This window comes from Sphingomonas sp. Leaf38 (assembly GCF_001421825.1).
Lineage (GTDB): Bacteria > Pseudomonadota > Alphaproteobacteria > Sphingomonadales > Sphingomonadaceae > Sphingomonas.
In genome coordinates, this window is sequence record NZ_LMLD01000011.1 from 1,611,340 (window position 1) to 1,628,812 (window position 17,473).

Consider the following 17,473-nt stretch of genomic DNA (forward strand, 5'->3'; position numbering starts at 1 on the left):
GCCGATCAGTTCCCGGTGCCGCCCTGGCCGAGCAGGTCGGCGCGGACGCGTGCGAGCGATGCCGCGTTGGTCTTCACACCCACGTCGGCGCGGACCGCCTTGGCGAACTGCTCGACATATTCGCGGCCGACCGACCGGCCGATATTGGCGCGCGCGGCCTTGATCGCCGCGTCGTTGCCCGCCGCATTGCCGCTGGCGATGCTGTCGAGCTTGATGACGAACCAGCCGCTGTCGTCGGGCGCGGCCAAGGTCTTCGCGGTGTTCGGCGCCATGCTGAACATCAGCGCGAGCGCGGGCGGCGCACCACGCGGATCGGCGGCGATCTGAGCGCGCGACGCGGTCAGCGGGCGAGCGGCGGGGATCGGCAGCTTGGTCTGCGCGAGCGACTGCTGGATCGTCATGCCCTTGTTGATGCGCGCGAGCACGTCGGCGGCGACTTTCCGCGCAGCCTGACGCGAGCGATCAGCGGTCACGTCGCGGAGCACGGCGGCGCGAACCTGTGCCAGCGGGCGCGGCGTGGCGGGGACGACACGGCCGAGCGCGACGACCGCGAAGCCGCCATCGGTGCCGAGCTGGACCAACTGCGGGCCATCGCCATCGGCGGCCTGGAAGGCGGCGGTGACGAGTGGCGCGATCGCGGGATCGGGCTTGCTGGTCGCGTCGTCCGGATTGAGGCCGCTGGCGATCAGCGCAGGCGTGGTGGCGGGCTTGAGCTTCTGGTCGGCGATCACTTCGTCGAACGTCGCGTTCTTCGAGAGCGAATCGTCGATCTTGTCGTGGATGTCGGACAGCGCGGCGGCTGCCTTCTGGATCCCGAGTGCGGCGGCAATCTCGCCGCGGACCTGGTCGAGCGAGCGACCGGCGACGTTCTCGATCTTGTCGACCTTGGCGACGGTCCAGCCGAGCTGCGTGCGGACCGGGCCGATCACCGCGCCGCTTGCGGCGGCGAACACGGCATCGGCGACTTGCGCGGATGCGGTGCCGGCATAGGCTGCCTTCTCGACGCCCACCTGGGTCGAGGCTTCGAGGCCTGCGGCGCGTGCGGCATCGGCGAGGCTGGTGCCCGCCTTCACCTTGGCGGCGAGCGCGGTGGCGCCGGCCTGATCGGCGACGACGACCTGCGTGATCGTGCGCTTTTCAGTGGCCGCATAGCGTGCGCGGTCCTGCTGATAGGTCTTGGCGATCTCCGCGTCGGTCGCGGCGGCCTGAGTCTTGACCTGGTCGGGCGAGACGACGGCGTAGCGGACGATCCGGCGCTCGGGCACGGTGTAGCGCGCGATATTGCGCGTGTAGAAGGTGTTGAGATCCGCATCGCTCGGCGCGGCACCGGCGGGGACGACCGCGGCGGGGATGAAGCCGATCGTGCCGGTGCGCTTCTCAAGCAGCAGCGAGGCATAGGGGAGCGCGAGCTGGCTCGACACCTGCGTGGCGCCGGTGCTCGGGATCGTCAGCTGCTGCGCGAAGGTATCGCGGACGATGTCGCTGCGGATCTGCGCGTCGGTCAGCTTGCGCTGCGCGAGCACCTGCCGATAGAGATTCTCGTCGAACTTGCCGGTCGGGCCCTGCAACGCGGGGATGCTGGCGATCTGGCCGTCGACCGAGCGCTTGCTGACGACCATGCCCTGCGCGCGGCCGAATTGTTCAAGCGCCATGCTGGAGATGATCCGGTCGAGCGTGCCCTCGAAGCCGCCCTGGTTGACGAAGGTCGCCATGTCGAGCGTCGGCTGCTGCTGGCGGAAGCCTTCGAGCTGGGTCTGCGCCTGCGTCTTGAGCTCGTTCGCGCTGACCTCGGCCTTGCCGACCGTGGCCACGTCGCCGCCGGTGATCCCTGCGCCACCGGTCATCGAGCTCAGCCCCGTGACGTCGCCCGCCGCGAAAGCGAGCGCGATCACGCCGAGCACGAGGAAGGTGATGATCACGCCGACCTTCGAATGGGTAAGGCGGCGGAAGAAAGCGAGCATGGACAGCCGATCGACAGGGATGGGAACGGCGTTGCTTTACGGGTGCGCGGGCGGCTCTTCAAGTCGGGCGCTGCAAAGGGCGTGCGGACGTGTAGGGAACGTTGCGGACTTGTGTGCGGCGGGTGCGGCGCTATCGCTGGGCGAAATATCCGGGAGATAGTGATGCGTCGCAAGCTTGTAGCAGGAAACTGGAAGATGAACGGGTCGCGGGCGATGCTCGTCGAACTCGATGCGATCGCCGCGGCGGCAAGCGCTGCGCCCGAGATCGACGTGTCGGTCGCGGTGCCGTTCACGCTGATCGCGGCGGCGTCCGAGCGGGTGCCGACCCTCGCGATCGGCGCCGAGGACGTTCACGAGGCGGAGTCGGGCGCACATACCGGGTGCGTGTCGGCATCGATGGTCAAGGAAGTCGGCGCGTCGTTCGCGATCGTCGGCCATTCGGAACGCCGGTCGGACCAGCACGAGACTAGCCACGACGCCTGGGCGAAGGCGGCGGCGGCGCACAAGCAGGGGCTGAACGTCATCCTGTGCTGCGGCGAGACCGAGGCCGAGCGCGATGCGGACCGGGCCGAGCGCGTCGTGCAGGCGCAGATCGAGAAGTCGGTGCCGGACAATGCGGACGGCAGCTGGTTCACGCTGGCCTATGAGCCCCGCTGGGCGATCGGCACCGGGCGCACGCCGACGCTGGAGGAGATTGCCGCGATCCACGCGATCGCTCGCGCGAAGTTGCGGATGCTGATCGGCGACAAGGCTGCCGGGGTGCGGATCCTGTACGGCGGCTCGGTCACGGGGGCCAATGCGGCGTCGATCCTCGATACGCCGAACGTCGACGGGGCGCTGGTCGGTGGCGCGAGCCTGACCGCGGCCAAGTTCGTGCCGATCATCGAGGCTGCGGCGTCGCTATGAAGGCTTGCGTCGGACAGCGTTAAGTCCCGATAAACACTATGCTCTTATGATTAATGCATGATTCGTTGATCGGCGTGACGCCGTATTTCGGGCGGGGATTGATATGGCCAAGTGGTTTCGCGGGTGCGTCGGCGCCTCGATCGCAGTCTGCGCGGTGGCGGCGGCGATCCCCGCCAGCGCGGAGACGCCGCGCGAACTGCTGACGCAGGCGGGGTTCGTCGATCGCGATCGCGGGATGGCGCTGGCGCGAATCGACAAGGCGGCCACCGTCGCGGGACAGGCGCTCAGTCGTTCGCCGGGCGACCAAGAGGCGGCGATCATGCAGGCGATGGCGAACGGCTATCGCGCCAAGCTGCTCGGCAATCGCGGGCAGGCGATCGCCGCGCGCAAACAATATGAGGCGCTGGTCACGCGGTATCCGCGCAATGCCGAGGTGCAGGCGGCGCTGGGCGCATGGCATGTGGGGGTGATCGCCAAGCTTGGGCGGTTCGTCGGGCGGGCTGTCGCGGGGGCGCAGAAGGCGGCCGGGTTCGAGGCGCTCGACAGATCGGTGGCGCTCGGCGGCAATCGCGCGATGTTCGCGGGGCTGGCGGGGTTGTTGCGGCTGGAGCTCGATCCGAACGATGCGCGGGGACGCGCGCTGGTCGAGACGGCGAGCAAGGCGCCGGCGCCGACGGCGATCGACGGGTTCGTCCGCCGGGCGGCCGCGGCGGTGCTCGTGCCGCTGCGCGCGGGCGATGCGAATGCGACCAAGGCGCTGGCGGACAAGCTGTTGCCGTTCGGGCAGTTCGCGACGGGGTAAGGCCTGGCGACTTCGCCGAGACGCCCACTACAGTAGCGTGTTCCCCCGCGGAGGCGGGGGCCCAGGATCTCACAGGACAGCGCCCGCAATCCTGGGCCCCGGCCTCAGCGGGGGAACCGGCTAGCCGAACCGCTTCGCCAGCATCGCGAAGGTGGCACGCAAGGCATAGGCCTCACCGCCTTTTGGCCGACCGGGTTTCGCCGATGGACGCCAGGCGAACACGTCGAGATGCGCCCAGGCGGTGCCCTTGGGGACGAACCGGCGCAGGAACAGCGCGGCCGTGACCGCGCCGGCAAAGCCGCCATCGGGGGCGTTGACCATGTCCGCGACGTCCGAGCGCAGCATCTCGTCATAGGCGTTCCAGAGCGGCAGGCGCCACATCGGGTCTGTCTCCGCTATCCCGGCCGCGAGCAGGTCGGCGGCGAGCGCTTCGTTGTCGGTGAACAGCGGCGGGAGGTCTGGACCCAGCGCGACGCGCGCCGCGCCGGTGAGCGTGGCGAAGTCGAGGATCAGCGTAGGGTTGCTCTCGCCTGCCTTGGTGAGCGCGTCGCCGAGGACGAGGCGGCCCTCCGCATCGGTGTTGGTGTTTTCGACCGTCAGGCCTTGGCGCGTGGCCAGCACGTCGCCGGGGCGGAAGGCGTTGCCCGCGATCGCGTTTTCGACCGCGGGGATCAGGAGGTGGAGGCGGACGGGGAGCTTGGCCGCCATCACGAGACTCGCCAGCGCGAGCGCGTGCGCGGCGCCGCCCATGTCCTTCTTCATCAGCCGCATGCCCGCGGACGGCTTGATGTCGAGCCCGCCGGTGTCGAAGGTGACGCCCTTGCCGACCAGCGCGATGCGCGGGTGCGCGGGGTCGCCCCATTCGAGCTCGATCAGTCGCGGCGCGCGGTCCTTGGCGGCGGCCTGGCCGACCGCGTGGATCATCGGGTAGCCGGTCGCGAGCGCGTCGCCGCGCGTGACCGTGACGGTCGCGCCGTGCCGTTTCGCGAGCGTCTCGGCGGCGGCTTCGAGGTCGGCGGGGCCCATGTCGGAGGCGCCGGTGTTGACCAGATCGCGGACCATAGCCGTGGCCTCGGCGAGGCGCACGGTCTCGTCGATCGGTGCGGCGTCGGCGGTCAGCAGGATGCGTGCGCCGATCGGATCGGGCTTCACGTAGCGCGTGAACTGGTGCTGGGCGAGCATCCAGCCGAGCCCGGCGGCGCCGACCGGGCCGTCGGCGAGGCGATAAGTGCCCGCGGGCAGCGACGCGCCGAGCGAGGCGATCCGCCACGGCGACGTCAGCGCTTCGTTGCAGACCAGCAGCATCGACCAGTCTTCGGCGCTGTCGCCGGGGAGGACGGCGCGGTCGCCCGCTTTTCCGGTCAGGCGGTGTGCGGCGACGGTCGTGCGGACGCGCTGCGGCTGCGTGCCGAGCCAGGCGTCGTAGGCGTCGGGATGGACGACGTGGATGGTCCGCGCGGGCTGGCCGCGGTCGGGCAGGAGCATCGAAGCGAAGTCGGTCATGAAGCGGGTGCCACCAAAAACTGTTCGTACCGGCCGTTCGCGCCGGGCTCGGCATAGGTGCTGAGCGAGAGCGTGCGGTCGGGATAGGTTATCCGATAGGTGCGGTTGACGAAGCCGCCGCGCAAGCGGGTCTTGCCGGTTTGCACGAATGCGGTGGGCTCGCCCAGCGCGCCGAGGCTGGTCTTGTAGTCGGCGAGCGCGACCGGCTTGAAGTAGTAATTGGCGTCTTCGGTCAGCCCCTTGCGGTCGAGCGTGCCGGTGCGGAGCTGGTCGTAGACGGTGCGCGCGCGGGCGAGCGCGGCGGTGTCTTCTGCATTGGCGGGCGCGGGGGGCAGGACAATCTTGACGATGCCGCCGGAGATGCGGCCGACCGCGTCGCTGAACCAGCTGTTGGTGAGGACGACGATCGCGGCCTTGTCGTCGGGGTAGACGATGTTCTCGGACAGGAAGCCGACCGCCTCGCCGCTATGCTCGACATACCGACGGCCGTCCGCGCTGCCGGTGAAAACGCCGAGGCCGTAGCCGTTGCTCGATCCGTCGGCGAGCTTGACGGGGGTTTCCTGCGCGGCCCAGTCGTCGGCGGGCAGCGTGGTGCGGGTGAGGCGGGCGACGTCCCATTTGGCGAGGTCTTCGGCGCTCATCGAGAGTTCGCCGGCGGCGTAGAGCCAGCCGTCCGCGCTTGGCGTCTCGGCGCGGACGGGGCCGAGCGCGAACCGGCCATAGCCTTGCGGGAACGCCTTGCCGATCGCCTTGTCCTGGTCGAGCGCGCGGATATCGAGCGGCTTGAAGATGCGCTGCTGGAGGAAGTTGAGCAGCGGTTGCCCCGAGACCTTCTCGACGATCATCCCGGCGACGACATAGCCCGTGTTCGAATATTGCCACTGCGTGCCGGGTGCGAAATCGAGCGGTTTCTTTGCCCAGCGGTCGACGATCTGCTGCGGCGTGACGGGCTTGTCCATCGCGGCGAAGCTGTAATCCTGCGGCCAGTAATCCTGCAGCCCCGAGGTGTGGCTGAGCAATTGGCGGATCGTGATGCGGTCGCCGCCGGTGATGCCGGGGATGTACTTCGCGACGGTGTCGTCAAGGCTCAGCTTGCCCTCGTCCTCGAGCAGCAGGAGCGCGGCGGCGGTGAACTGCTTGGAGATCGAGGCGATCTGGTAGGGGAGCTTCGGGTCCGCCTTGGCGATCGCTTCGGAGGGTTTGCCGTACGCCTTGGCGAACACGATCCGCCCGCCGCGAACCACCGCGATCGAGGCGGAAGGCACGCCGGTATCGCCGAGCGCGCCGGCGACGAGCGTGTCGATCTGCGCGGTCTCGGCGGGGGTGAGCGATTGGGCGATGGCGGGAGCCGGCAGCAGCGCGGCGACGGCGAGAAAGCGGGTCAACATCGCCACAACGAAGCAGAACCGGGTCGTCGGTGCAACGCCGCGATTTTAATTACGCGGCAGTAGAACGGGTTAGACTATGGCAGAAATGACGGAACATGGATCAATAGAGCGACGTTTCATTGCGGGGCCGGGAGCCCGTCACTTCCGAGGGGACTAGAACCATGCTGTATACCATCGCCGTCATCCTGCTGATTCTCTGGCTGGCCGGGTTCGCCTTCCATGTCGCGGGCGGGCTCATCCACATCCTGCTGGTGATCGCCGTCGTCGTCGTGCTGATCAAGCTGTTCACCGGGCGCAGCGTCGTCTGAGCTAGCCGCTCTCCCGCTTGCGCGGGAGAGCGGCCTGTACGGTCTATAGCTTAGACCGGGACGCCGTAGAGATCGTGGTCGTCGGCGTCCTCGATCGTAACCGGTATGATATCGCCGACCGTCAGATGGCCGGCGTCGCGCAGGAAGACTTCGCCGTCGATCTCGGGCGCATCGGCCTTGGAACGGCCGGTCGCGCCTTCCTCGTCGACCGCATCGATTATCACGTCGAGCGTGCGCCCGATTTTCGCCTGCAGCTTGGCCGCAGAGATTGCCGCGGTCTTTTCCATGATGCGGGCGTAGCGCTCTTCCTTGAGCTCTTCGGGCACATGGTCGGGCAGCGCGTTGGCCGCGGCGCCCTCGACGGGTTCGAAGCGGAACGCGCCGACCCGGTCGAGCTGCGCTTCGTCGAGCCAGTCGAGCAGATATTGGAAATCCTCCTCGGTCTCGCCGGGGAAGCCGACGACGAAGGTCGAGCGGATCGTGATGTCGGGCGCGATCTCGCGCCATTTGTGGATGCGCTGGAGCACCTTGGCGTCGTTGCCGGGGCGCTTCATCCGGCGCAGCACCGACGGCGCGGCATGCTGGAACGGGATGTCGAGATAGGGCAGCACGAGACCCTCCGCCATCAGCGGGATGACGTGATCGACGTGCGGATAGGGGTAGACGTAGTGGAGGCGCACCCAGGGGGCGATCTTGCCGAGTTCGCGCGACAGGTCGGTCATGTGCGCGCGGACCTCGCGGGCCTCGCTGCGTGACATCGGGCCGCCGGACTTCACCGGCCAGCTGGCGTGGCGCAGGTCGACGCCATAGGCCGAGGTGTCCTGGCTGATGACCAGCAGTTCCTTGGTGCCCGCTTCGACGAGCTTTTCGGCCTCGCGCAGGATCGCGTCGGGGCGGCGGCTGACCAGGTCGCCGCGTAACGACGGGATGATGCAGAACGAGCAGCGGTGGTTGCAGCCTTCCGAAATCTTCAGATAGCTGTAGTGGCGCGGCGTCAGCTTCAGCCCGGCGTCGGGGATCAGGTTGAGGAACGCCGATGGCGGCATCGGGGCGGCCTCGTGGACCGCGCCGACGACCTGCTCATATTCGTGCGCGCCGGTGATCGCGAGCACCTGCGGGAAGCGCGCGCGGATCGCGTCGGCTTCCTTGCCCATGCAGCCGGTGACGATGACTCGGCCATTCTCGGCGATGGCTTCGCCGATCGCCTCGAGGCTTTCCTCCTTCGCCGAATCAAGGAAGCCGCAGGTATTGACCAGCACGATATCCGCGCCGGCATAATCCGGCGACATCTGATAGCCGTCGCCGCGCAGCTGCGTGAGGATCCGTTCGCTATCGACGAGGTTCTTCGGACAGCCGAGCGAGACCATGCCGATTTTCGGCGGGGAGGGGAGTAATGTTGCCATGAAGCCTGCGCACATAGGCGCAAAGTTCGGTTTTTTCTAGGCGGCGGAAAATGCATCATCCAAGAGGGGGCGCCATGGGTGGGCAGATTGTGCGAGAAGGAACCGATATGCTGGCGATTGGACTGATGTCGGGAACGTCGCTCGACGGGATCGATGCCGCGCTGATCGAAACCGACGGCGAGGCGTTCGTGCGGGCGATCGCGTTTCGCGGCGAACCCTATTCGGATGCCGCGCGCGCTCAGCTCGCGGAGGCGACGCGGATGGCGCTGACGTTCGAACGGCCGCGCGCGAGCCCGCCGGTCGTCGCGGCGGGCGAGCTCATCACGCGCGCGCATGTGTTCGCGGTGCACAAGCTGCTCGCCGATGCGGGCGTGGCGGCGGCGGATGTCGGCGTGATCGGCTTTCACGGCCAGACGATCGCGCACCGGCCGGACCGGCGCTGGACGTGGCAGATCGGCGACGGTGCCGCGGTCGCGCGCGCGACGGGGATCACGACGGTGTCGGACTTTCGCTCGGCGGACGTCGCGGCGGGCGGGCAGGGGGCGCCGTTGCTGCCGGTCTATCATGCGGCGTTGGCGGCGGGGCTCGAGGGGCCGGTCGCGGTGCTGAACCTTGGCGGGGTGGGGAACATCACCTTCATTCCCGGCGGGGCGGAGGCTCTGGTCGCGTTCGATACAGGGCCGGCGAACGGGTTGATCGACAGCTGGGTCGAGGCGGAGACGGGCGCGCGCTACGATGCGGGGGGCGCGCTGGCGGCGTCGGGGCGGGTCGACGAGACGGTGCTGACCGCGATGCTCGACCACCCGTTTTTCGATGCGCCGCCGCCGAAATCGCTCGATCGGAATGATTTCACGATCCAGCCGGCGCGGGGGTTGTCGGCGGCTGACGGGGCGACGACGTTGACCGCGTTTACCGCGGCGACGGTGGCGGAGGCGGTGCGGCAGTTGCCCGCGCGGCCGGTGCGGTTGCTGGTGGCGGGCGGGGGGCGGCATAACCCGACGATGCTGGCGATGATTGCGGAGCGGACCGGGCTGGTGGTCGAGCCGACCGATGCGCTTGGGTGGAATGGCGATGCGCTGGAGGCGGAGGGGTTCGCCTATATGGCGGTGCGGACGCTCAGGGGGCTGCCGATCAGTTTTCCGGGGACGACGGGGGTGCCGGTGGCGATGGCTGGCGGGGTGGTCGACATGGTTTGAGTCGGGGCGGGGGAGCCCTTCGGAGAAAGTATGTTCTCCCGCGAAGGCGGGAGCCCAGGCTGGGCTTCCGCCTTCGCGGGAGAACGAGGAGGCGGGGGGAGCCTGAGTTAGAGCGCTCGCCCCCCCTTTCTCGCGTCCCATCTGCTTCCACCCCGGCGGAGGCTGGGGTCCAGTTGGGGGACGTTGCCAACTAACGTGGTGCTCCGTTACTGCGACCTTTCCAACTGGACCCCGGCCTTCGCCGGGGTGGTATGTCGGAGGGGCCGCGTGCGGATCAGTGCGGCTTCTTCGCCTTGGCCGGCTTCTTTGGCTCGGGCTCGCGCGGCGCGGGCTTCTTCGGGTCTGGCTTCTTCTCGGCCGAGTCCTTGGCGCGCAGGGCTGGCGCTGCGATCGCCGCTGCGATCCCTGCGATGACCGTCGCGCCGACCGCGATCGCGGTCTTCGGGTGCGACTTCACCGCGTCCGTCGCCGTCGCCAGCCCGGCCTTTGCTGCGTCGGTCGCGTCCTCGACCCAGTCGCTCGCGCCAGCCTTGGGGGGCTTGGGCGGCTTCGGCTTGTGATCGTCGTCGTGATGGACCTTGGCGTGCGGCATGGCGGAGTTGGGGATCGACGACATCAGGCGTTCCTTGGATTGCAAATGATGCACGCTAAACCGACCGCCTCCATGACGGTTCCGTTACGGCCGCCTGTCTAGCGTTTGCGCGTCAGCTCGCGCATCGCGTCGTCGAGCCCGGCAAGGCTTAGCGGGTACATCCGGTCGGTCATCAGCTCGTGGATGATCCGGACGCTTTGCGAATAGCCCCATTGCGCCTCGGGCACCGGGTTGAGCCACGCCGCCGCCGGATAGGTGGTGGTCAACCGCTGCATCCAGACCGCGCCCGGCTCCTCGTTGAAATGCTCGACCGAGCCGCCGGGATGCGTGATCTCGTACGGGCTCATCGACGCGTCGCCGACGAAGATGAGTTTGTAATCATGCCCGAACTTGTGGAGCACGTCCCACAGCGGCGTGCGTTCGGCGAAACGGCGCGTGTTGTCCTTCCACACGCCTTCGTACGGGCAGTTGTGGAAGTAGAAGAATTCGAGGTTCTTGAACTCGGTCGTCGCGGCCGAGAAGAGTTCCTCGCAGAGCTTCACGAACGGATCCATCGAGCCGCCGACGTCAAGGAACAGCAGCAGCTTGACCGCATTGCGGCGCTCGGCGCGCATGACGATGTCGAGATAGCCTTGCCTCGCAGTGCCGGCGATCGTGCCGTCGATGTCGAGTTCGTCGGCGGCGCCGTCGCGTGCGAACCGGCGCAGGCGGCGGAGCGCCACCTTGATGTTGCGCGTGCCGAGTTCGCGCGTGTTGTCGAGGTTGCGGAACTCGCGCTGGTCCCAGACCTTCAGCGCGCGCTTGTGCGTGCTCTCGCCGCCGATGCGGACGCCTTCGGGGTTGTAGCCGCCATTGCCGTAGGGCGACGTGCCGCCGGTACCGACCCATTTGTTGCCGCCCTGATGACGTTCCTTCTGCTCCTCGAGACGTTTCTTGAGCGTCTCCATGATCTCGTCCCACGACCCCAGCGACTTGATCGCGGCCATTTCCTCAGGGGTCAGGAATTTCTCGGCGACCGCCTTCAGCCAGTCCTCGGGCACGTCGCCGGGGGCGGTGCCGTAGCTGGTGGCGAGGCCGCGGAAGACCTTGGCGAAGACCTGGTCGAACTTGTCGAGCAGCCCCTCGTCCTTCACGTACACCGCGCGGGAGAGGTAGTAGAAGTCCTCGGGCGTCCGCTCGATCACCTCGGCGTCGAGCGCCTCGAGCAGGATCAGATGCTCCTTGAGGCTGGCCGGGATGCCGGCGCTGCGCAGTTCGTCGAGGAAGTTCAGGAACATGGCGTCATTTCCTCACTTCGCCGCGGCGATCGGCAGTTCGATCGCGCTGGCTTGGGTCGGCGCATGGAAGACGCTGATCGTGGCCTTGCGATAGTCGCCGGGCTTGGCGTCGAAGATGTTGGCGACATAGGTCTGCGGGTTGCGGTCGTAGAGCGGGAACCAGCTCGACTGGACCTGCACCATGATCCGGTGGCCGGGCAGGAACACATGCGACGCGTTGGGCAGGACGATGCGGAAGTGCGTCGGCTGGCCGGCGACGATCGGCGTGGGCTTGTCGAAGCCGTCGCGGTAGCGGCCGCGCAGGATGTCCATCGAGACGGCGAGTTGGTAGCCGCCCATTTCGGGTTTGTCGGAATATTCCGCGGGGTAGACGTCGATCAGCTTCACGACGAAATCGCCGTCGGTGCCGGTGGTGCTGGCGATCAGGTCCGCGACGGGTGCGCCGGCGATCGCGACCGCGCTGGTCAGTGGCGGCGTCTGGTAGGTCAGAACGTCGGTGCGGTCCGAGAACGGGCGCTGGTCGTCGACGAGCCACTGCCGCCAGGTCGAGCCGGTCGCGTAGGTCGGGCGGATCGGGCGGAGGCGATACGGGATCGGCTTGGCGGGATCGGAGACATAGTCGTCGTGACCGTCCTGGACAGGCGCGGTCGGGGCGAGGCCGCTCATGGGCTGGAAGTAGAGTTTCTGCGTGGCGGTCGAACTCGGCCAGCCGGCGAGCGTCTGCCACTGGTTCGTGCCGGTCTGGAACGCGGTGACGGGGGCGAGCGGCGCGGGCGTCGCGCCGGTCTTGAGCGCGCCGTCGAGGAAGGGGAGCAGGACGGTCTTGCGGAACCAGAGCGCGGTGTCGGCATCGAAGCGGATCGCGCCGAGCGTGGAGCCGTCGCCGTTCGCGCCGCCATGCGCCCAGGGGCCGAGCGCTAAGTGGTTGACGTGGTTGGGATCGACCTTCGACACCGCCTCATACGCTGCGACCGCACCGTAAATGTCTTCCTGATCCCACTGGCTGGCGACCCAGAGCGTCTGCACCGTCTGCGGCTGCTTGGGCAGGATCGTCTCGAGCGCCTGGCCCTGCCAGAACGCGTCGTAGGCCGGGTGATCGTGCATCCGGTTGACGAACGGGAGTTGTCCGAGCCCGCGGCTCTTCACGAAATCGCTCGCGGATCCGGCGCGCAGGAACGTGTCGTAATCGTCGTATGCGTCGCGCCACAGGTCGCCGGCCTCACCCTTCGCGGCGTCCTGGCTGTAGTAATAATCGTAGCCGACCTGCCGGAACGCGCCGCCGTGGAAATCGTCGTCGCCCTTCCAGGTGTTGATCACCGGGTTCATCGGCACCGCGGCCTTTAGCGCGGGGTGCGGGTTCACCAGTGCCATCGCGGCCATCATGCCGTCATAGCTGCCGCCGATGATGCCGACGCGGCCGTTGCTGTTCTTGAGGTTTTTCACGAGCCAGTCGATCGTGTCGTAGGCGTCGGTGGAGTGATCGACCTTGGTCTTGTTGAGCGGGCCGATGAGCGGGCGTTCGTTGATATAGGCGCCGTTCGAGCCGTTCTTGCCGCGGACGTCCTCGAACACGCGGATATAGCCTGCGTCGAAGAACATCGCGTCCGGCGCGCGCAGGGTCATCGCGCCGCTCGAACTCGACGATCGGCTGGCGACGCTCTCGGCATTATAGGGCGTGCGCTGGAGCAGGATCGGGGCGTCGGTGAGGCCCTTGCGCTGGACGATGACCGCGTGGAGCGTGACGCCGTCGCGCATCGGGATCTCGACCTCGCGGCGGTCGAAATCGAAGCTTGCGTTGGCGGGGACGAACCTGGCGGGGATGTCGCCGCCGGGGGGCGGGGCCTTTTCCTTCTGCGCGCCGACGATCGCGGGCGCGGACGTGGCGAGCAGCGCGAGCGTGATCGTCGTAAAAGCCTTGAACCGCATCGTCATCCTCACCGTCTTTTCTGCAACGGTGGTGGCACGGTTTGGCGGGTGGCGGCAACACCGCTCACGCCGTCATCCTGACTTTCGTCAGGATGACGGCACCGGTGCCTCAGCGCGCGATCGGTTCGCCGCTGCCGGGGACATAGGCGTCGATCAGCGCACCGACATAGTCGGGGTTGCGGCTCGTGAGTTCGGGGGCGGCGTGCGCATGGCCGTAGATGAAGCCGTACACCGGATAGACCCCGCCGCCGAGGCCGTCGACGTCCTTGTACCAGACCTTTACGTCGCTCCAGTCGTTGTTGCGCGACACGTCGAACAGCGTGACGTCCTGTTCGGCATGCCCGCGCTCCCCGTTCTGGCGCGACCAGTTGGCGTGCGTCAGCATCACGACGCGCTTCTCGACCACGCGGCTGACGACCGCGACATGCCCCATCGGCAGGCGCTTGGTCTTCTCGAACACGATTACCGCGCCTTCCTTTGGCTTGTGCGTGCGTTCGTAGCGGCCGTCGGCCTGTTCCCACCAGGTCCAGGCGTTGCCGTAAATCTGGATCCCCGACGCGGCGCGGGCGAAGGGGACACACTGGCCGACATAGTCGAGCAGCGAACTGGCATTGGCGCTGGTCGCGGCGGTGGCGGCAATCGCGAGGCTGAGGAGCGTTCGGGGGATTCGCTTCATAGCGCCGACGATAGGCAGCGGTCGGTGACTGGTCGGTTTCGCGTTTTGGTTAACGCCTGGCTTGGCCGCGTTTTTCGGGCGGATCGGCGCTTGCGTAGAGCGCCCAGTCCAGACCGGACAGGGCGAGATGGCGGCCGGTTTGTAGGAGGATGTACGCCGTGCCGCAGCGTGCGATCGACGGCATCGGAGATGCGCGGCGCTCGAGATCGATGAAGGCGAACGCTGGAGCCGGGGTCGCCGCGGGCGCTGGTGCGAGACAGGTCCGGCGGATTGCGAGCGCGTATCCGGTGCGGCGGGCCGCGATGTCGAGCACCGGGATCGGGCGGATCTTGTCGATCAGCACGGTTGCGCCAAGCGGCATCCGGCTCCGCATCGTCGCGATGGCGCGGTCCGGGTCGCCGCGCGCCGCACGAGCGAGCGCATCGTCACGGCGCACGCATCCGACGATCACCAGCACGGTCAGGACGATGGATACGCCGCTGCGCCAGCCGCCGCGACGGATCGCGGCGCCCGCGGAATCCGCCAGCAGCAGAAGGATCCCGACGACGGCGACCAGATAATAGCGTGCGAACCCGGCATTGCCGATCCGCCAGAGCGCCACGACGAGGACCAGCGAGAAGGCGATCGTTGCGAAGAAATAGAAGGGCCGGCGATCGGGATGCGCGCGGATCAGCAGCGCGGCGATCGCGACCAGCGTCACGCCGATCGTCGGCCATGCGGCGGGCAACGCGAACCCTATGGTGTAGGCAACCGTCTCGGCCAGGACGTCGGCGACTGCAGCGAGTGTAAAGCCTGGATAGCCGCCAGCCTGGAATCCGGTCGTGCTGGCAGCGGCGGCGACGACGACGAAGGCGAGGACCAGCGCCAGCATTGCGGCCGAAGGACCGAGCGCGCGCGCGGTCGTGGCGACCGCGGAGTCGATCGAGTTGCGTCGGCTGCGCGCCGTCACGATCCAGCCGGCGAACGCCGCGAGCGCGAACAGATAGGTGAGTTGGGCGAGCAGACCCGCCAGCGTCAACGCGGCGAGCGACCAGGCGGGCGGGGCGCCATCATGATGATGGTCGCGGTCGAGCCAGCGGTCGATCAGCAGGACCGATACGAGCATCGCGAGCAGCATCGGACCATAGCCACGTGCCTCCGCGCCATAAGCGACGAGGATCGGCGAGACGGCAAACAGCAGTGCGGCGATCAGTCCGGTCGTGGAGTCGCGCCGCCAGCCGATCGCGCCGGCCACCGCGATCGAGAGCGTGCCGGTCGCGATCGACAGCGCACGGATCAGCAGCGGTGATGCATAGGGACCGACCAGCAGGATCCACAGGCTGTTGAGATAGTGATTATTGTCGTGGTTGATCTGCCAGACGATTCCCCAGGCGGAGCCGGCCTGCGCGACGAACTGCGCGGACCATGCCTCGTCGACCCAAAGGCCGCCGCGCGCGTTCCACAGGCGCAGCGCGAGGCCGAGCAGCATTATGGCTGCGAGGGCTGCCAGTGCCTCCCGCGGTCGGGGCGCGGAGTGTCGCGCGTCTTCGAGGGGAGGTGGCGTGCCTAGCCTGTCGGAAGCGGCGGTTGGCGGCACCATCGGTTTCGTGTCCTCCCCCCTCCGTCAGGCCGCGCCTGCCACCTTCCCCTGGCGGGAGAGGATCGGGAAGGCGGGCTGCGTCGTGCGCAGGCTATGACGCCAGGTCGTTAAGGACGTCCTTATCCCTGGTTCTTCTGTCGCTTCGCCATGAACGCCAAACGCTCGAACAGCATCACGTCCTGCTCATTCTTGAGCAGCGCGCCGTGCAAGGGCGGGATCGCCTTGGTCGGATCGCGGTTCTGGAGGATGTCGAGCGGCATGTCCTCATGCAGCAGCAGTTTCAGCCAGTCGAGCAGCTCGCTTGTGCTCGGCTTCTTCTTGAGGCCGGGCACGTCGCGGACGTCGTAGAACAGGTCCATCGCCTTGCTCACCAGGATCTTCTGGATGCCGGGGAAATGGACGTCGACGATCGCCTGCATCGTGCTGCGATCGGGGAATTTGATATAGTGGAAGAAACAGCGGCGGAGGAACGCGTCGGGCAGTTCCTTCTCGTTGTTGCTGGTGATGATCACGATCGGGCGCTCGACCGCGCGAACGGTTTCCTTGGTCTCGTAGACGTGGAATTCCATCCGATCGAGTTCCTGCAACAGGTCGTTCGGAAACTCGATATCGGCCTTGTCGATCTCGTCGATCAGCAGGACGGGCGGCGCGGGTTGCGTGAACGCCTCCCAGAGCTTGCCCTTGCGGATATAGTTGCCGATGTCGTGGACGCGCGCGTCGCCGAGCTGGCCGTCGCGCAGGCGGGCGACCGCGTCATATTCGTACAGGCCCTGCTGTGCCTTGGTGGTCGACTTGATGTTCCACTCGATCAGCGGCGCGCCGAGCGCTTTCGCGATCTCATAGGCGAGCACGGTCTTGCCGGTGCCGGGTTCGCCCTTGATCAGCAGCGGACGGCGCAGCGTGACCGCGGCGTTGACCGCGACCTTCAGATCGTCGGTCGCAACGTAGCTCTGGGTGCCTTCGAAGCGCTTCATGCGATATCCCGTCCGGTTCTGAATACCGGGTATGGATAGAGGCGAAGCGTCGTCCAGCGCAAGCGCGTTACAGATCGCCGCGCGCGCTCGCCCGCGCTTCGAGCAGCGCCCATAGCCCGCGATGTTGCGCGAAGAGCTGTTGCGCGCCGAACAGGATCGCGCGTTGCGGGCCGGGTGCGCGGCCGAGGCGGGTGATGGCGGCGGCGGTATCGGCCGTGCTGGGCAGTGTCGGGGCAGGCACGGCGAGACCGAAATGGTCGGCGGCGACATCGAGCATCGCGCGGATCGCCGTCCAGTCGCGCAGCAACGCCGCGACCGCGCCCGTCGCGCAGCCGCGTCGCTCGGACCGGGCGAGCATCTCAAGCGCGTGGCGTTCGCCGACCAGCGCCGACTCGGTTTCCGCCTGGCCGGGCGTCGATGGCAGCGGCCCCACCGCGGCGGTCAGCTGCGCGAGATAGCTGCGTTCGTCGACGAACCCGGCGGCGGCGGCGGCGAGCCATTCCTGTTCGTCGGGCTCGACCGCGCGAGCCATGACGTCGGCGATCAGCCCGGGATGGTCGCCATGGACCGAGCACAGCGCATGGACTGCGTCGGACAGGTTGCGCGCGCCCTGACCGCCGCTGACCAGCCGCCGAAAATGCGGGTGCGCCGCGCTGCCGTCGGCCTCGCCCAGCCGGACGAGCGCCTGCCATGCGTCGGGTGCGCCTGCGGCCTCGCTGCCCATTGGTATCGCAGTCGAAACCATCATACTCCGCTCGTGCTGCACCATGGACCAATCGCCCACGGCAAGGTGCCCGTCGGTGCGATTACACGACGCGCGTAAAGACGCGGTTTACGCCGTCGCGCAATTCGCGTGCCGTCCTCAACGCGAGAATTGCCGCGGGCCTCCGCACAAGAATCGTCGCTGCGATCCGCCCTTTACGTGCCGGCATGCCATCGCGATAACGCGCCACCGAATATCTTCGGGCCGTCGGGGCGTATC

At 67.8% G+C, this 17,473-nt stretch carries 15 protein-coding genes; 4 read left to right on the forward strand and 11 right to left on the reverse strand.

The annotated features are described in order from the left end of the window. Positions 1 to 5: 5 nt before the first annotated feature. On the reverse strand, positions 6 to 1,961 hold the full coding sequence (locus ASE88_RS14865; protein ID WP_056478950.1) for a peptidylprolyl isomerase: 1,956 nt from the start codon (positions 1,959 to 1,961) through the stop codon (positions 6 to 8). Positions 1,962 to 2,123: 162 nt separating this feature from the next. Between ASE88_RS14865 and tpiA the strand changes: the two genes are divergently transcribed. Together tpiA and ASE88_RS14875 are read left to right on the forward strand one after the other, a co-directional pair. After that, entirely contained in the window at positions 2,124 to 2,867 is a 744-nt protein-coding gene (tpiA, locus tag ASE88_RS14870) for a triose-phosphate isomerase (protein ID WP_414893845.1), read from the forward strand. A gap of 103 nt (positions 2,868 to 2,970) precedes the next feature. Next, positions 2,971 to 3,669, forward strand: a complete 699-nt coding sequence (locus tag ASE88_RS14875) for a hypothetical protein (protein WP_056478955.1) — start codon at positions 2,971 to 2,973, stop codon at positions 3,667 to 3,669. A 120-nt stretch (positions 3,670 to 3,789) separates the two neighbouring features. Here ASE88_RS14875 and ASE88_RS14880 read toward each other — a convergent pair whose 3' ends face one another. Then, complete coding sequence (locus ASE88_RS14880) at positions 3,790 to 5,172, reverse strand: leucyl aminopeptidase family protein (RefSeq protein ID WP_056478958.1); 1,383 nt, start codon at positions 5,170 to 5,172, stop codon at positions 3,790 to 3,792. Then, positions 5,169 to 6,560, reverse strand: coding sequence for a serine hydrolase domain-containing protein (locus ASE88_RS14885; RefSeq protein ID WP_056479652.1), 1,392 nt, complete (start codon positions 6,558 to 6,560; stop codon positions 5,169 to 5,171). The genes ASE88_RS14880 and ASE88_RS14885 overlap by 4 nt, the downstream gene beginning before the upstream one ends. Positions 6,561 to 6,721: 161 nt before the next feature. On the opposite strand from ASE88_RS14885, the gene ASE88_RS18985 reads away from it, so the two are divergent. Next, complete coding sequence (locus ASE88_RS18985) at positions 6,722 to 6,868, forward strand: lmo0937 family membrane protein (RefSeq protein WP_131585347.1); 147 nt, start codon at positions 6,722 to 6,724, stop codon at positions 6,866 to 6,868. A gap of 50 nt (positions 6,869 to 6,918) precedes the next feature. Here the strand turns inward: ASE88_RS18985 and rimO are convergent, their stop codons facing one another. Continuing rightward, complete coding sequence (rimO, locus tag ASE88_RS14890) at positions 6,919 to 8,271, reverse strand: 30S ribosomal protein S12 methylthiotransferase RimO (protein ID WP_056479655.1); 1,353 nt, start codon at positions 8,269 to 8,271, stop codon at positions 6,919 to 6,921. A 107-nt stretch (positions 8,272 to 8,378) separates the two neighbouring features. Here rimO and ASE88_RS14895 point away from each other — a divergent pair, with 107 nt between their 5' ends. Beyond that, a complete protein-coding gene (locus ASE88_RS14895; protein ID WP_056478963.1) occupies positions 8,379 to 9,467 on the forward strand; it encodes an anhydro-N-acetylmuramic acid kinase in 1,089 nt (362 codons plus the stop codon). A 274-nt stretch (positions 9,468 to 9,741) separates the two neighbouring features. Here the strand turns inward: ASE88_RS14895 and ASE88_RS14900 are convergent, their stop codons facing one another. From ASE88_RS14900 to ASE88_RS14930, 7 genes are all read right to left on the reverse strand, one after another. Next, the gene (locus tag ASE88_RS14900; RefSeq protein ID WP_056478966.1) at positions 9,742 to 10,083 is read right to left on the reverse strand and encodes a hypothetical protein; all 342 of its coding nucleotides are present in this window, start codon (positions 10,081 to 10,083) and stop codon (positions 9,742 to 9,744) included. A 74-nt stretch (positions 10,084 to 10,157) separates the two neighbouring features. After that, on the reverse strand, positions 10,158 to 11,336 hold the full coding sequence (locus tag ASE88_RS14905) for a vWA domain-containing protein (RefSeq protein ID WP_056478969.1): 1,179 nt from the start codon (positions 11,334 to 11,336) through the stop codon (positions 10,158 to 10,160). A 12-nt stretch (positions 11,337 to 11,348) separates the two neighbouring features. Further along, positions 11,349 to 13,262, reverse strand: a complete 1,914-nt coding sequence (locus tag ASE88_RS14910; RefSeq protein ID WP_056479658.1) for a CocE/NonD family hydrolase — start codon at positions 13,260 to 13,262, stop codon at positions 11,349 to 11,351. A 109-nt stretch (positions 13,263 to 13,371) separates the two neighbouring features. Continuing rightward, on the reverse strand, positions 13,372 to 13,938 hold the full coding sequence (locus ASE88_RS14915; protein ID WP_055877625.1) for a CHAP domain-containing protein: 567 nt from the start codon (positions 13,936 to 13,938) through the stop codon (positions 13,372 to 13,374). 49 nt (positions 13,939 to 13,987) lie between these two features. After that, positions 13,988 to 15,406, reverse strand: coding sequence for a hypothetical protein (locus ASE88_RS14920; protein WP_056478972.1), 1,419 nt, complete (start codon positions 15,404 to 15,406; stop codon positions 13,988 to 13,990). Between the two features lie 230 nt (positions 15,407 to 15,636). After that, a complete protein-coding gene (locus ASE88_RS14925; RefSeq protein ID WP_055877619.1) occupies positions 15,637 to 16,491 on the reverse strand; it encodes an AAA family ATPase in 855 nt (284 codons plus the stop codon). A gap of 67 nt (positions 16,492 to 16,558) precedes the next feature. Then, positions 16,559 to 17,239 (reverse strand): DUF6975 family protein, encoded by a 681-nt coding sequence (locus ASE88_RS14930; protein ID WP_235525707.1) that lies wholly within the window; start codon positions 17,237 to 17,239, stop codon positions 16,559 to 16,561. Positions 17,240 to 17,473: the final 234 nt, after the last annotated feature.